This is a genomic window from Butyricicoccus sp. AF18-9LB (assembly GCF_027684505.1).
Lineage (GTDB): Bacteria > Bacillota > Clostridia > Oscillospirales > Butyricicoccaceae > Agathobaculum > Agathobaculum butyriciproducens.
The window spans coordinates 94,164-108,392 of sequence record NZ_JAQCWA010000006.1 but is presented as its reverse complement, the minus strand read 5'-3'; the positions used below and the strand labels follow the sequence as shown (position 1 = coordinate 108,392).

19 protein-coding genes are annotated in these 14,229 nt (G+C 55.0%); 7 read left to right on the top strand and 12 right to left on the bottom strand.

Annotated elements, in window-relative coordinates; genetic code table 11:
* The first annotated feature begins 307 nt into the window (after positions 1 to 307).
* A complete protein-coding gene (locus tag PGY33_RS05835) occupies positions 308 to 703 on the top strand; it encodes a CBS domain-containing protein (protein WP_118480982.1) in 396 nt (131 codons plus the stop codon).
* Here the strand turns inward: PGY33_RS05835 and PGY33_RS05830 are convergent.
* The 3 genes from PGY33_RS05830 to pyk all read right to left on the bottom strand — a co-directional run bounded on the left by PGY33_RS05830 (position 700) and on the right by pyk (position 4,705).
* The gene (locus tag PGY33_RS05830; RefSeq protein WP_118360985.1) at positions 700 to 1,947 is read right to left on the bottom strand and encodes a M16 family metallopeptidase; all 1,248 of its coding nucleotides are present in this window, start codon (positions 1,945 to 1,947) and stop codon (positions 700 to 702) included. The genes PGY33_RS05835 and PGY33_RS05830 overlap by 4 nt on opposite strands.
* Positions 1,948 to 2,070: 123 nt before the next feature.
* Positions 2,071 to 3,249 carry an LCP family protein gene (locus PGY33_RS05825; RefSeq protein ID WP_118480981.1) on the bottom strand — a complete coding sequence of 393 codons (1,179 nt, stop codon included), beginning with the start codon at positions 3,247 to 3,249 and terminating at the stop codon, positions 2,071 to 2,073.
* Between the two features lie 4 nt (positions 3,250 to 3,253).
* Entirely contained in the window at positions 3,254 to 4,705 is a 1,452-nt protein-coding gene (gene pyk, locus PGY33_RS05820) for a pyruvate kinase (RefSeq protein ID WP_110436058.1), read from the bottom strand.
* A 283-nt stretch (positions 4,706 to 4,988) separates the two neighbouring features.
* On the opposite strand from pyk, the gene PGY33_RS05815 reads away from it, so the two are divergent.
* The 4 genes from PGY33_RS05815 (at position 4,989) to PGY33_RS05800 (ending at position 7,032) form a co-directional block, all read left to right on the top strand.
* Positions 4,989 to 5,909 (top strand): nucleotidyltransferase family protein, encoded by a 921-nt coding sequence (locus PGY33_RS05815; protein ID WP_270477709.1) that lies wholly within the window; start codon positions 4,989 to 4,991, stop codon positions 5,907 to 5,909.
* Between the two features lie 16 nt (positions 5,910 to 5,925).
* Positions 5,926 to 6,435, top strand: a complete 510-nt coding sequence (locus PGY33_RS05810; RefSeq protein ID WP_270477707.1) for a hypothetical protein — start codon at positions 5,926 to 5,928, stop codon at positions 6,433 to 6,435.
* A 137-nt stretch (positions 6,436 to 6,572) separates the two neighbouring features.
* Positions 6,573 to 6,809, top strand: coding sequence for a preprotein translocase subunit SecG (gene secG, locus PGY33_RS05805; RefSeq protein ID WP_110436055.1), 237 nt, complete (start codon positions 6,573 to 6,575; stop codon positions 6,807 to 6,809).
* A gap of 1 nt (position 6,810) precedes the next feature.
* Complete coding sequence (locus PGY33_RS05800) at positions 6,811 to 7,032, top strand: hypothetical protein (protein ID WP_270477705.1); 222 nt, start codon at positions 6,811 to 6,813, stop codon at positions 7,030 to 7,032.
* Between the two features lie 97 nt (positions 7,033 to 7,129).
* Here PGY33_RS05800 and PGY33_RS14470 read toward each other — a convergent pair whose 3' ends face one another.
* The 5 genes from PGY33_RS14470 to PGY33_RS05775 form a co-directional block, all read right to left on the bottom strand.
* A complete protein-coding gene (locus PGY33_RS14470; RefSeq protein ID WP_270477703.1) occupies positions 7,130 to 7,969 on the bottom strand; it encodes a GIY-YIG nuclease family protein in 840 nt (279 codons plus the stop codon).
* Entirely contained in the window at positions 7,966 to 8,382 is a 417-nt protein-coding gene (locus tag PGY33_RS05790) for a flavodoxin (protein WP_118360997.1), read from the bottom strand. Before PGY33_RS05790 ends, PGY33_RS14470 begins: the two co-directional genes overlap by 4 nt.
* A 13-nt stretch (positions 8,383 to 8,395) precedes the next feature.
* Positions 8,396 to 9,034, bottom strand: coding sequence for an aminoacyl-tRNA hydrolase (gene pth / locus PGY33_RS05785; protein ID WP_117751949.1), 639 nt, complete (start codon positions 9,032 to 9,034; stop codon positions 8,396 to 8,398).
* 23 nt (positions 9,035 to 9,057) lie between these two features.
* Entirely contained in the window at positions 9,058 to 9,546 is a 489-nt protein-coding gene (locus PGY33_RS05780) for a deoxycytidylate deaminase (protein ID WP_110436051.1), read from the bottom strand.
* Positions 9,547 to 9,630: 84 nt separating this feature from the next.
* Positions 9,631 to 10,287, bottom strand: a complete 657-nt coding sequence (locus PGY33_RS05775) for an ABC transporter ATP-binding protein (protein ID WP_199667488.1) — start codon at positions 10,285 to 10,287, stop codon at positions 9,631 to 9,633.
* A gap of 158 nt (positions 10,288 to 10,445) precedes the next feature.
* Here PGY33_RS05775 and PGY33_RS05770 point away from each other — a divergent pair, with 158 nt between their 5' ends.
* Positions 10,446 to 11,069, top strand: a complete 624-nt coding sequence (locus PGY33_RS05770; RefSeq protein WP_118480975.1) for a peptidase C39 — start codon at positions 10,446 to 10,448, stop codon at positions 11,067 to 11,069.
* Between the two features lie 265 nt (positions 11,070 to 11,334).
* Here PGY33_RS05770 and PGY33_RS05765 read toward each other — a convergent pair whose 3' ends face one another.
* The 3 genes from PGY33_RS05765 to PGY33_RS05755 form a co-directional block, all read right to left on the bottom strand.
* Complete coding sequence (locus PGY33_RS05765; RefSeq protein WP_117488339.1) at positions 11,335 to 11,514, bottom strand: hypothetical protein; 180 nt, start codon at positions 11,512 to 11,514, stop codon at positions 11,335 to 11,337.
* Positions 11,515 to 11,530: 16 nt separating this feature from the next.
* Complete coding sequence (locus PGY33_RS05760) at positions 11,531 to 12,073, bottom strand: stage V sporulation T C-terminal domain-containing protein (RefSeq protein ID WP_118480974.1); 543 nt, start codon at positions 12,071 to 12,073, stop codon at positions 11,531 to 11,533.
* 113 nt (positions 12,074 to 12,186) lie between these two features.
* Positions 12,187 to 12,648 carry a hypothetical protein gene (locus PGY33_RS05755; RefSeq protein ID WP_147356932.1) on the bottom strand — a complete coding sequence of 154 codons (462 nt, stop codon included), beginning with the start codon at positions 12,646 to 12,648 and terminating at the stop codon, positions 12,187 to 12,189.
* Between the two features lie 50 nt (positions 12,649 to 12,698).
* Here PGY33_RS05755 and PGY33_RS05750 point away from each other — a divergent pair, with 50 nt between their 5' ends.
* Complete coding sequence (locus tag PGY33_RS05750) at positions 12,699 to 12,836, top strand: hypothetical protein (protein ID WP_158575215.1); 138 nt, start codon at positions 12,699 to 12,701, stop codon at positions 12,834 to 12,836.
* 159 nt (positions 12,837 to 12,995) lie between these two features.
* On the opposite strand, the gene PGY33_RS05745 is transcribed toward PGY33_RS05750, so the two are convergent.
* Positions 12,996 to 13,832: a DegV family protein gene (locus PGY33_RS05745; RefSeq protein ID WP_158575213.1), complete on the bottom strand. Its 837-nt coding sequence runs from the start codon at positions 13,830 to 13,832 to the stop codon at positions 12,996 to 12,998.
* Positions 13,833 to 14,229: the final 397 nt, after the last annotated feature.

Genomic DNA, 14,229 nt, shown 5'->3' with positions numbered 1-14,229 from the left:
GAAACCCTTCTTTGTTCAAATTTTACTTTTCACAGAACTTTTGCACTTCTGTTACTTCATCATTTTAGCAGTTAAAAGAGTGCAAGTCAAGTATACCGTTTAAATTTCTCACGACAAGAATTATCTATCCGTCATTTTTTACAATATCAACTTTGCAATTTGTTAACAATCTGTAAGGAATGTCAAATTCCAGTTGACCGCCGCTTCTGTCTATCGTACAATAGAGGTAACAAAAGCAGCACCGGTGAATCCGCTTCACGGTGCTGCTCTGCTACGATTTATATTACAATTTTTAAGGAGCGATACTATGAATATTTCGTTCTTCCTGAAACCCAAGGTAGAGGTTTCCTACTTAACCGAGAGCTGCCCGGTGCAGAAGGCCATTGACGACATGCTCCACAGCGGCTTCACAGCGATTCCTGTGGTAGATGCCAAGGGTAAATACGCCGGAACGATCACCGAAGGTGATTTTCTGCGGCTGGTGCTGCATTACCCGAAGGAAAACCTCGAACAGCTGACCGTCGGTCAGGTTGAGCTGCGGGTACACCACCGCTCGGTAAGCATTGATGCACGCATGGAGGATATGGTCGATCTGGTCACAATGCAGAATTTTGTACCTGTAGTGGACGGACGCGGTATCTTCTGCGGTATTGTCACCCGTCGGGATGTGATCACCTATCTGTGCAAGCAGCTCGGTAATTAGCGCAGCAGTTCGCGGTATGTATCCTCGCTGTCCGGCTGACCGACAACGGCCAGAGAAGCCTTCGAGCGGTCAAACACACGGCGGGCAAGGTTCAGGATATCATCTGCGGTCACACTGTCGTAGGAATCGAGCACTTCCTCGATCTTGGATACCTCGCCGCGCAGCAGCTCGCTGCGGCCGATGGTCATCATGCGGTTGCCGGTGTTCTCCAGACCCATGAGCAGCGTTGTCTTGACCTGCTCACGGCAGCGCGACAGTTCATCCGGCGCCGGGCCGTTCTGGCAGAATTCATCGAGTTCACGCAGGATGAGATCGAGCGCCTTTCGCTCGGTTTCCTGTCCCAGACCGGTGTAGATGGACAGCAGGCCGGTATCCAGATGCGGCGTGGTGAACGTGTAGATGGAGTAGCACAGGCCGTTCTGCTCGCGCACGCTCTGGAACAGGCGGGACGACATGCCGCCGCCAAGGATGGAGCTGAGCAGGTTCATTGTAAAGCGGTCCTCGCTGACAAGCGATACGCCCGGAAAGGACAGACACAGGTGGTTCTGCTCGATCTCCTTATCCCTCAGGAACAGGCTCGGCTGATAGGCTGCCGGTGTGATAACGTTTTTGCCCTCGCCCTGCATCTCGGAGAACAGCTCCTCGATAAAGTCGAGATCATCATCGGTAAAGTGACCGGAAACCGCAACAACCGTATCCTGCGGGCGGTAATATTCGCGCATATACTTGTGCAGTGTTTCCGAGGTCATCGGCTCGAGCGTTTCCGCCGTGCCGAGGATTGGGCGGCCGAGTGCCGAACCGTCGTAGCAGCGCTCGAACAGCTTGTCGATGGCGACATCCTCCGGAGAATCCTCGTACATATCGATCTCCTCGAGAACGACACCGCGCTCCAGCTCCAGATCCTCCTGTGCAAAGCGGGAATGCAGGAACATATCCGCCAGCAGAGCCACTCCGTTTTTCAGCCGGCTGTCCAGAACCTTCATATAGTAGCAGGTGCATTCCTTATCTGTGAATGCATTCGCCTGCCCGCCTAATGCGTCGATCGCGATTGCAATATGGCGGGCAGAGCGTTTTTCTGTGCCCTTGAAGATCATGTGCTCGATGAAATGCGATACGCCGCCGAGCTCTGCGGGTTCGTATCGGCTGCCGTTGCCGACCCAGATGCCGACCGACACCGTGCGCATGTTGTCGATCCGTTCGGTAATCAAGCGCACACCGTTCGGGAGAATTCGTTTTACATACATAGGTTTTTACCTGCTTTCTGTTTGTACTCTTTCTCTCTATTTCTTATAGCAGTTATTGCCATATAAGAACAGGGGACATGATCGTCGTCATGTCCCCTGCTTCGTTCTCTAACGATCACAAGTTTAATAATACACCTTATTCCCGTTTTCGTCCAGACTGTATCGGTCACCATCGCAATCATAATAGTCACCGGTGTCGGAATCGTACCAGCCGCCTTCCTCCACAAGGGATTCCGGATCCACCGCAGTGGTATTCGACTTGGTATCCGTGCTCTTGGACGAATCGGTCGTATCCGTATCGGACTTGCTGTCCGTGCCTGTATCATCGTCGGTCGTGCCGCTGCTGATATCCGCGTCATCATAGATGTATGCATGGATATGGTCGGCTGCAACGTCCAGATCGTAGGTGATATACTCGCCGGAATTACCGGAATAACTCCACTCGCCATCCACCGGAACACGGGTGTGCTCAAGTGTCGGAATGCCGTTCTTGACCGCGCCGACGATCAGCGACGCCATAGCAGTCGGCGAAAGCGAGGTCGTGACATACGGAACCAGCTTGCGCATGCTGCCGATCAGCTCGGTGGCGCTTGCACTCTGCAGCTTGGTGAAGATGGCGTTCAGCACAACGCTCTGACGCTCCACGCGCGCCCAGTCATCGCCGGTATCGCCCTTGCGGATACGGCCGTAGCACAGCGCCTGCACGCCGTCCAGCGTCTGCAGGCCGGTCTTCTCCACGCCGGAGAACTCCTTGCCCCGCTCTGCGCCGTAGTCCTTGATGACACGGTTGAGCTCCTTCAGCTCGTTATCGTTCTGCACGTCGATGTCTACGCCGCCGATCGCGTCTACGATCTGCACCAGCTGCTCGAAGTCCACGGCAACATAATCCTTGATATCCGTGCCGAAATTCTCGTTGATGGTGCGGATGGCAAGACTCGGACCGCCGCGGAAATACGCCGCATTCAGCTTGTCCTCACCGTAGCCGTCGATATCTACCAGAGAATCGCGCATCAGGCTGATGAGCTTGATCTTGCCGCGCGTGTTGTCCACGGTAACGATCATCATGCAGTCCGAATGACTCTGCTTGTCGCCCTCGCGGGTATCCAGACCGAACAATGCAATATTCGTAATATTTTCGTCCGCTGTGACGCTCGCCGCCAGATCTTCATCGGACAGCGAGGAGTCATAGGTATAGCCGAACATCGTGCGGTAGCCGTACAATCCGATGCAGAACAGGACCGCCAGCGCCACAACAGCGGCCATCGTGCGGAACAATGCACGCTGCAAGCGTTTGAAAGACATAGTGTTAGTCCTCGAAAGACTTCTCGGTCAGTTCGTGTACACGCAGGGTATTGGTGTAGTAAACCTCGCCTACCGGCATACCTGCGGTGATGGTGATAACGTCGCCAACGCGCAGATCGAGCGCAGTTACCGCTGCCTTCTCGGACAGATGGTACAGCTCAGTGCCGGACTGCGGGCGCTTTTCAACCAGAATCGGCTTTACGCCCCAGGACATGGTCAGGCGGTTAAAGGTCTTTTCACTCGGGGTAGCGGCGATGATCGGCGCGCCCGGACGGTAGGTGGATACAGCGCGAGCGGTAGAACCGGACTCGGTAAACGCTACAATGCCCTTAACGCCCAGATCAGCGGAGGTAGAGCAGGTTGCGTGCGAGATTGCCAGCGTCTTCATGTCGCCGTCTACGTTCATGTTCTGGAACTCAAGACGGGTTACACGGCGGCGGTCGTAGTGGATGGTCTTCTCTGCGTTCTCTGCGATGCGGCTCATGGTGCGAACGGTCTCTACCGGATACTTGCCGACAGAGGTCTCACCGGACAGCATGATAGCGGAGGTGCCGTCGTAAACAGCGTTTGCAACGTCGGAAACCTCTGCACGGGTCGGACGCGGGTTCTTAGCCATGGACTCGAGCATCTGGGTAGCGGTTACAACGCGCTTGCCGCGGGAAATGCAGGTCTTGATGATGGACTTCTGGATCTCCGGCAGCTCCTCAAACGGAACCTCAACGCCAAGGTCGCCGCGGGCTACCATGATGCCGTTTGCCTCGTCGAGAATCTCCTGTACGTTGTTTACGCCTTCCATGTTCTCGATCTTGCAGATGATCTCAACATCTTCCTTGCCGTGTGCCTTGAGGATCTCCTTGATGTCGCGGACGTCCTGTGCGGAACGGGTGAAGGAAGCAGCGATAAAGTCGATGTCCTGAGACAGACCGAACTCAATATCCTCACGGTCCTTATCGGAAACGAACTTCATGTTCAGCTTGATGCCCGGTACATTGATGGACTTGCGGTTGGAGAGCGGGCCGCCGTTGAGTGCCTTGCACACAATGTCGGTGCCGTTCTTGATCTCCTCGACCTCGAATGCAACCAGACCGTCGTCGATCAGGATGCGGGTGCCCGGCTGAACGTCGTTCGGCAGGCCTTCGTAGGTGATGGAAACGATGGTGTTGTCACCCTCGATATCGCGGGTGGTCAGCGTAAACTCCTGACCCTCAACAATCTCGATCTTGCCGTCCTTATAGGTCTTGGTACGGATCTCCGGACCCTTGGTATCCAGCATAATGCCGACCGGCATGCCAAGCTCCTTGCGGGCTGCCTTAACGGCGTCCATGCGAGCCTTGTGCTCCTCGTGAGAGCCGTGGCTGAAGTTCATACGGGCAACATTCATGCCTGCCTTGATCATCTCGGGCAGTACAGCATCAGTTGCGGGACCAAGCGTGCAGATAATCTTCGTTTTGCGCATCGAAACATATTCCTCTCTATAACAATATGGTTTTAATAATAAAATTCTCTATACGTATACGTTTTTTATTTTAGCAGTTTTCCCGACACTTTGCAATCATCACCCGAACCCCATTTGGATTTTCATGCTTTTCGACAAAAAAGCAGACCTGCACCGCAAACATCTTGTGTTTTATGATACGCTCTTGTATAATAAAGGAGTATTCCCGTTTGAGAGTATGAAAAACATGAATGAAATGCTTTATTTGTATAAATAGATAAGGTTCTTTAGGAGGATATAGACTATGGCAAATCCGGTTTTGGTGATCATGGCGGCAGGTATGGGCTCGCGCTACGGCGGACTCAAGCAGATCGACCCGATCGGTCCGAACGGACAGATTCTGCTCGATTATTCCATCTACGATGCACACCGTGCAGGCTTTGACCGCGTGGTATTCATCATCCGTCCCGAGCTGCACGAGGCGTTCGAGGACGCCATCGGCAAAAAGGCGCGCCGCTTCATGCAGGTGGACTACGCTTATCAAACGCTCGACAATCTGCCGGACGGTCTGACCGCACCGGAGGGCCGTGAGAAGCCGCTCGGCACCGCGCATGCAGTGTGGTGTGCAAAGGAGCTGACTGCCGGCTGTCCGATCGCCGTTATCAACGCGGATGACTTCTACGGCGCAGATGCATTTCGCAAAATGTATGATTACCTGTCTGCCGCACAGGATGACGACAAATTCCGTTACTGCATGGTCGGATATCAGGTCGAGAACACGCTCACCGAAAATGGCACGGTCTCCCGCGGCGTATGCACCGCAGACGAAAACGGTCTGCTCGCACATATCATCGAGCGCACCGCCATTCACCGCGATGCGGACGGCATCATCCGCTATGATGCGGACGGCGATGCACCCGCCGGTGAGATTGCGCCCGGCACGCCGGTGTCGCTCAATCTCTGGGGATTCACCCCTTCCTTCCTGCCCTCGCTTGATGACGGCCTGCGTGAGTTTTTCGCAGGCAAGCTGCCGAATAATCCGATGAAGGCAGAGTATTATCTGCCGTTCGCGGTGGACGCACTCATCAAGGACGGAAAGGCGACCGCAAAGGTACTCACCACGGATTCCCGCTGGTACGGCGTCACCTACCGCGAGGACAAGCCGACTATCTGCGCTGCCGTTGCAGCTATGACGGAAAACGGCGATTATCCCGCCGATCTGTAAAAAAGCGAGGCTGTTCATGGACTTTTCTACTGAATTTGTTGCCTTGCGCGACAAGCTGCTGAACGGGCAGGATCCGCATTTCCGTTCCCAGCAGAACGTGCAGGTTTCCGGCCGAATGGCGGCGCTGCTGAGCGTTTTCAACTCCCGCACGCCCCGCAAAATCCTCGGTCTGATGCCGACCGGCGGCACGAGCCACGCGCACGAATACCGTCTGCTGTTCGCCGTGCCCTCGCTCGATGAGCAGACGCTTGACGACTGGTGGAAGTACGCGCAGCAGGTCAGCGCCGAGCTGGTAAAGCCGGACGAAAACCACGATTTTTCGCTGCTTTCGGTCATTCTTGCCGCCGGCGAGACTGACAAAGCCGTGCTCAAAAAACTGAAAAAGCTGTCCGACGAGCGCAAATACCAGAGCGGCAAGCACGGCTGGTCATCCATCCGTCTGGCGGTCGTGGACCTTGATACGCACAAGGTGCACACCAACCGCATGGGCGATTCGCTGAAAAACATTCTCCAGCCGCTTGTCTGAGACAAATTCCCGGACAAAAATACGAAAAACCTCTTGAAAAAGTGCATTTAATATGATATAGTATCATGTACGCATATTGCGCGCATAGTCTCGTTATGCGCGATAAGAAAAATGAAAAGCAGTGGAGGAAATTACCTATGACTACCGCACAAATCGCTCTCTCGGTCATTATGATCGTTGCAAGCCTGTTCCTGATCGTTGTTGTTCTGCTCCAGCACGGTGCACAGCAGGGTCTGGGCGCTGTATCCGGCTCTGCAGACACCTTCTACGGCTCCGGCAAGGCAAGCGCATCCGACCGTATCTTTGCTCGTCTGACCTCGATTGTCGGCGTTGTTTTCGTCATCATTGCAATCGTCCTGAACCTCATCCACTAAGATGCAGACGGTTCAGCGACTGCTCCTGCTGCTGTTTGCCGCGTTCGCCGCGCTGACAGTCCTGCAGCAGATCCGCTACGGCATGATCTGCGGACGCAGTGAGCAGGAGGACAAACAGGATGATCCCAAGGCCAAGGTGTGCCGTCAACAAAGCACGATCTACGCGATCGCAGCCGCGGTCAGCCTGATCGTCAATATCATCATCGGCGCACTCAGCAAGTAAAGCAAAAGCTGTCCTTTCGGACAGCTTTTTGTTTTGAAAAATGTCAAGTAAATCGGGCAGCCGTCTTCCATTGCCAAGCGGAAGGCGGCTGTTCTTTTCAGTCAAAAAGTGCTTCGATACGCGGTTTCGCGCCCTGCCACTCCTCAGTGTGCAGACAGCAAAGGGATTCGTTCGACATCTCCATCGTGCGTCCGTCCGGTGTCAGACCGGTGAGTGATGCGCCCTGCTCCTGTGCGGCGGCAAAGTCCGCCAGCGGCACGAACAGCATCTCCGCGACCTCCGGGCCGGGCCGGAACGGCGGAATGCCGTCGATACGCGCCAGAAATGTATACGCCAGCTCATCATCGAAGCCGACTTCGCCGCGCGAGTAGCGCTGACGATAACTGCCGCCGTCGATCAGGTCGGCTGCTGTCAGCTGCAGTCCGCTCTCCTCCCGCGCTTCGCGCAGAACAGCGGTCTGCGGCGTTTCGCCTGGGTCGATATGTCCGGTCGAGGTCAGGTCGAACCCACCCGGAAATAAAGGCCGGTCAAACTGCCGCTGCTGCAGCCAGATGCCGCACACGCCATCCCGCTTACCGACCACCCACAGGTGGCACACATGGTGGAACAGCCCCTGCGCATGCACGACAGCCCGCGGGCGTTCTCCGCAGGCGCGTCCGTCTGCATCGTAAACAGTGAGCAGCTCTCCGCCGTTCTGGCTGTCAATCAGCGCCTGCTTCTGCGGCCGCGTGAGCCTTTTAATTGCTGCTTCGCGCTGCATGGCCTCGCTCTGCGTGTCGAACATTTCGCTGTACGCCAGCGTCACCGGACCGCGTCCGCGCGTATATTTCGCACCTTTTCCGCTGTTGTGCGCCGCCAGCCGAGCCGTGAGGTCGTTCGTCCAGCCGCAGTACAGCGTATCATCCGCACAGCGGAGCACATAAGTATATCCACTCATCGGCTTGCCCTGATATCGCGCTGCGCAAGGATCGTACAGCCGCGCTTTTTGATTTGCAGACGCACCTTTGCCTTGCTCTTTTCACTGTTTCCGCTGCCGGAAACCAGTATTACTTCGACCTCCGTACCGGGCGGCAGCAGTTCCACCGCGCTGTTGAACACCGGCGCCGGATAACCCGCCCAGACCGGCGCCATCAGCACCACTCTGTCATAGCCGACAAACAGCGGCATACCGTCCAGCGCGACCGCCTTCTGCTTGACGGCCTCCGGACAGCCGCGCACAAACGCGGTGAACCGGTTGTACGGCGTTTTCGGCGTAAGCTCGATCAAATCGGCGTTCCGCGCCTTGGCTTCCGCGCGGGCGTATGACCGTGTTGTGCCGCCGAGCGAGTAATATGCTACTGCGGTTTTCATCAAAACCAACTCCTTAGATGCGTTTTCCGTTGAATTTCTGCGCGGCAGCGGCACAGTCCTCCGCGATGATGCAGGCAGCTGCGTTCACCGCGTCCTCGCACGCCTTGTCGATAGCCTTCTGATCCTCTGCCGGGAACTTGCCAAGCACCCACGCCGCCAGATCGTAATCCGGACGCGGCTTTTTGCCGACGCCGATCTTCACGCGCGGGAAGTCCTCGCTGTTCAGATGATAGATAATGTTTTTCAGGCCGTTCTGTCCGCCTGCCGAGCCTTTTGCGCGCACGCGCAGCGTGCCAACATCGAGCGATACATCGTCCGACAGCACGATAACGTGCTCCGGCGGGATTTTGTAGAACGAGGCCGCGTCACGAACTGCCTCGCCGGACAGGTTCATAAAGGTCTGCGGCTTGAGAAACAGCACGCGCTTGCCGCCGAGCATACCCTCACCCGCCAGTGCCTTGAACTTCATGCGGTCGATCTTCTGTCCGCTGCGGGCGCAGTAACCCTCAAGCGCACGGAAACCCGCATTGTGACGGGTGTTGTCGTACTTCGCGCCCGGATTGCCCAGTCCGACCACGATCCACTCGATCGGCTGGGATGTCTTTGCGGCTTTTTCTTCATCCAACTTCTTAAAAATATCGAATATTGACATATTTTTCTCTCTCCGATGTCTGTTTAGTATGCCATGCTGCTGCCGAGCGTGTCGTCATTCTCCACCCAGTCGTGCACGTTCACAGTGTCGTATGTATCCACATCACGGCGGATAACCACCTTCTCAATGCCCGCGTTGATGATGAGGCGCTTGCACATCGTGCAGGAGTTTGCGTCCGACATGATCTTTCCGGTGGACATATCGCGGCCGACCAGGTACAGCGTCGCGCCGATCATCTGGTCACGCGGAGCGGCAATAATGGCGTTCATCTCCGCATGCACCGAGCGGCAGAATTCGTATCTTTCGCCGCGCGGAATGCCCATCTTCTGACGAATGCAGGTGCCGATGTCGATACAGTTGGCACGACCTCTCGGCGCACCGTTGTAGCCGGTGGATACGATGACATCGTTCTTGACGATGACCGCGCCAAAGTTGCGGCGCAGACAGGTGCCGCGCTCGAGTGCAACCTGCGCCATGTCGAGGTAGTAGTTTGTTTTGTCCCGACGGTCCATTTTTGTTTCCTCCTTCTATATAGGAAAACCTGTTAGGTTTGATTGCGTTATTTTCATGCACTGATTATCCGGTGTCGGATAATCTCACCCGAAAATGCACCCATTTTCAAGATACATCCGCCTTGCGGCGCACTGCGCTGCCCGCTCATCGTGTGTGATGAGCACCAGCGTATGCCCCGACCGGTGCAATCGGTCAAACAGCTCCAGCACGCTGTCCGCCGCGGCAGGATCCAGTCCTGCGGTCGGCTCATCCGCCAGAATCACGCACGGTTCTGTCACAACCGCCCGTGCGATCGCCACCCGCTGCTGCTGTCCGCCGGAAAGCTGGTGCGGCCGGTGGTTCGCCCGATCAGACAGGCCAACCCGCTCCAGAACCGCCAGTGCGCGTTCGCTCCGCTCATGCCGCGGAACGCCCTGCAGCGCCAGCGGCAGCGCAACATTTTCCAGTGCTGTCATGCCTGTCAGCAGCCGGAACTGCTGAAACACAAAACCGATCTTCTCACTGCGCAGACGCGCCCGCTGTTTTGCCGGCAAATGCGCGACTGCTGCTCCGTCGAGCAGGTATTCGCCATCGGACAGGCTGTCCAGCAGACCCAGAATGTGCATGAGTGTGCTTTTACCCGAGCCGGATGCGCCGGTCACCGAAATGTAGTCACCGTCCTGCACGGTCAGATCGACTGAGTTCAGCGCACAAATACCGTTCTTAGCATATATTTTACTCGCATGAATCAGTTTTAGCAATGCCGATTCACTCCTTCCCACCTTATCTTTGGCGGGAAGCATACTTATCATACCATGAATATGCGCTTTCCGCAAATTTGTATTGACATTGATCGGCATTGACCTTACTATTATATAGTAATCCGATAGGAATACATCACACGAAAGAAGGCTCCCCCATGAAAAATCCGCTGCGCTACCAGCTTTCCGAATATGACTGCGGTCCAACCTCCATGCTCAACGCGCTCGCATTCCTGTTTGAGCGCGAGGATATCCCGCCGGAGGCTGTCCGCAACATCATGCTGTACTGTCTGGACTGCTACGGCTCGGACGGCGTAAGCGGCAAAAGCGGTACCTCCTGTGCGGCGATGATGTTCCTCAGCAACTGGCTGAACGGCTTTGGCAAGATCGGCCGCCTGCACATCTCCACGCAGTATCTGTCCGGTCCGGCGGTGAATTTCGGGCAGAACAGCCGTCTGCGCGATGCACTCCGCTGCGGCGGCGCTGCCGTGGTGCGCCTGCACTTCGACGGAGCGCACTATGTGACGCTCACCGGCATTGACGAAAACGACATGGTGCGCGTGTTCGACCCGTATTATCTTGATCAGCCGCTCGATACGGACGGCGTGCAGATGGTGTACGACCACCCGTGCGAATACAACCGGCTCGTTCCTTGCCCCTGCTTCGAGCGTGAGACCCACGAGGTTTACGCGCTTGGCGAGATCGACACCCGCGAAGGCATTCTCCTGTTTAATGACCAGACGCGCCTGACGGCAGAGAATACCATTGAATACATGATTTAACGCCAAACGGCGGAACGATTTGTATCGTTCCGCCGTTTCAGTCTGTAAAAAGTTATATCCCCGCCATTTCAAATAATCCGCGCGACAGCGCGCGTTAAATAGCATTTGCTTGCAAATGCCAAAAAAGTCAGGGCGTGTACCTGACTTTTTTGACTTCTATAGGGAGAAAGTTACCGTATGGGAACTTTCGGACAACTTTGGAACGGCCCACGACCCGTTCCCGCTTGTCGGCGAAGCTGTAGTTTCACGACAGCCTCCGCCGTTTTCATTTCTGCTGCTCCTCACAGTATTTCTCCGTGTAGGCCGTTGCTTTGGGATCGCCTTTCGGCTCGCGTGTCTGCTCCCACGGCGGCAGCTCGGCCACTGCTGCCGAGTCAATATGCGCCGCATCGTCGTACTGCGGGAAGGCCTTTGGCTCACGCTCTTTGTGATCGTGCCTGTGCATATAGAGAACGCTCCTTTCACACTGCAATGCGTTTGGACAAAAACTGCGCCGCCGACTGACACAGCTTGAGCAGCACCTCATCCGCCTTTTCGTCCTCTTTTTCGCTGACAAACGCGACACAGCCGCTGACATCGCCGTCTGTGATGATTGGTGCCGCCGCAACCACCGCGCAGCCGTCCTGAGAGGAGATAAGCACCTCCGGCTGCTCGTCCACACCGCGTTCGTAACATTCGCGGCGTTCCATCAGCTGCTCCAGCTCGGATGAAATACTCCGCTCCAGAATATCCTTTTTCGCACCGCCCGCTGCCGCAATCACCGCATCCCTGTCGCAGATAGCACAGCTCATGCCCGCTGTACGCGCCAAAGCCTCCGCCAGTTCGGCGGATACCGCGCCCATCTCTCCCATCGGGGAGTATTTCTTGAAAATCACTTCGCCGTCGCGGTCGGTATAGATTTCTAACGGGTCGCCCTCTCGAATCCTAAGCGTTCTTCTGATCTCCTTCGGAATAACAACGCGGCCGAGATCGTCGATCCGGCGCACGATTCCGGTTGCTTTCATAGCAATTCCGCCTCCCATTTTCGGTATTTCTGCTGCGATAGTGGTAGTATTTACTGAAACCGTGCAATTCATGTAGAAAAACCGTATGCACAATGTGTTCCTATTCATGAAAATTATGGTTTGCAGATCTGTTTCTTTCGCGTTAGCAGCTGCTCTGCACAGCGGACGCACGGCTGATATGTAATCTTCCAAATACCGTCTTCCCAATCCGCAACCCCCTTTGTCGTCCACTGTTTTTTCTGCCAGTCCTCGAAATATATTTGCAGCGAAACACGGGTCGTTCCATCTGTCGGCAAATAAATATAGCGGTAGCCCTCGCATACAGACATCGGCGGCAAAACCTCTTTTCCCAATGGGTACTCTCTGCCGTCAAAGAGATACCGTTCCAGATAAATCACATTGCCGCCCACATTTCGGATATAAATTGCAGGCACACTTTGATCTGGCTGTATACCGTCGGCACTTTTCAGCGTAATCGGCTGCGTCAGCAAATACAGCTCCACCTTGTTCTGCGCCTCTGCCTGCCATTTGCTGAGTTCGTACTGCTTTCTACCGATTTGAATACTGGAAATCAATGCAAGAACAGATACAATAAACGAAAAGAAATGGATGGAGTTAGTACATAATGATGGAAAATGATGTGCTGATGATGAGAATATGCAAAGGCATAATAGAAAGAAACTGGGTTTTGGCGCATTATCAAATCCGTGCCGTCCAAGAAGGCCGAGTCGCTCAAGGCATGGCTTGCCATGGTGGGCCGTGAGAGGATCTGGATGCGCTGCTGCAGGATCTGCTCACTGAGCTGCCTCCGGAGTTCCTTGCGGCGTGCAGTGCGGCGGATATGCAGGTGCTGTGAGCGGAAAACAATCAACCGAACAGAAAAAGGGCGAAACCATGCGGTTTCGCCCTTTGTTTGTTGAAATCAGTAGCTGATGATCAATCCGCCGCGCTCGGCGTAGTAGCTGCAGAGCCCGCGGGTCGGCAGGATCTCGATGCTTGTATTTTCCCAGATATCCAGAATGCTGTTTTTCAGCGTCTGAGCCAGTGCGAGATTATCACAATGGCTGATCGCGACATTTCCGCCGATGAATCCGTGCTCCTTCATGGTGCTGACCAGCGTCTGTACGACTTTTTTCGCACCGCGCGCCTTGCTTTCAAAGGTGATCTTTCCCTCGTCGCTGCCGCTGCCGATGCCCCAGATGCCGAGAGCCTTGGCGAGCATACCTGTCAGACGGTGGATGCGTCCGTTCTTGATCAGGTTGTCAAACGAGGAGAGCGCAAAGAGGATTTTGGTTTTCTGTAGAAAATTTCTGGCGTGCGCCGCAATATCGTCAAAGGAAAGGCCCTGACGGATCAGGCGCTCGATCTCCTTTACGCAAAGCAGAACCTCCGGTCCGGTGGATAAGGAGTCCAGAATGACGATCTTTTTATCCGGATTTTTCTCCAGCGCCATATCTCTTGCCGCAAGAGCGCTGTTCATACTGCCGGACAGCTGCGAGGAAATGGTGATCGCGATCGCGCAGTCCACCTGTTCAAACTGTGCCAGCCATGCGTCCGGCGTGGGGCAGGAGGTGTGGCCGGCCGAGTGTTCCTGCTCCATGGCGGAGAGCATTTCCATCGTATCCAGATGCTCGTCATCGACAAAATCCCGCTCCCCGATGCGGATGGTAAACGGCACACTGGTCAGCCGAATCCTTCCGTCCGGACTGGTGGAAGGGAGCAGATCACAGCTTGAATCCGTAATAATGTTCCAGTTCATATGGTTTTTCCTTTCTCTCTTACCGAAAATTTTCAGTGTTATCGTGGGGAAAGCGCTCTCTCTTGCAGTCGGTCGATCTGCACCGCATACAACAGCCGGCCTGTCCTGCACACTTTCCTTCATAAAACAGAAAATGCCTTAATGTTGTATTCATTATATAGCAGAACGCGCATTTGATAAATAAAAAGTTTTAAGGCAATACCGCATAATTGGACAAGAGCGATTTGCGAGTAAATTTTGCGTACTGACGAGGCGCGGTTTTGCGGTAATACTTGACGTATTACCGTGAAATCTCGGCAGCGCGGACGGAACTCGCGCAAGGAACCGAAGCCAAAGTCAGGGCACGAAATTTCCGCAAAGCGCCGCAGCTTTAATTGTGCGGTGTTGCCTTATAGAT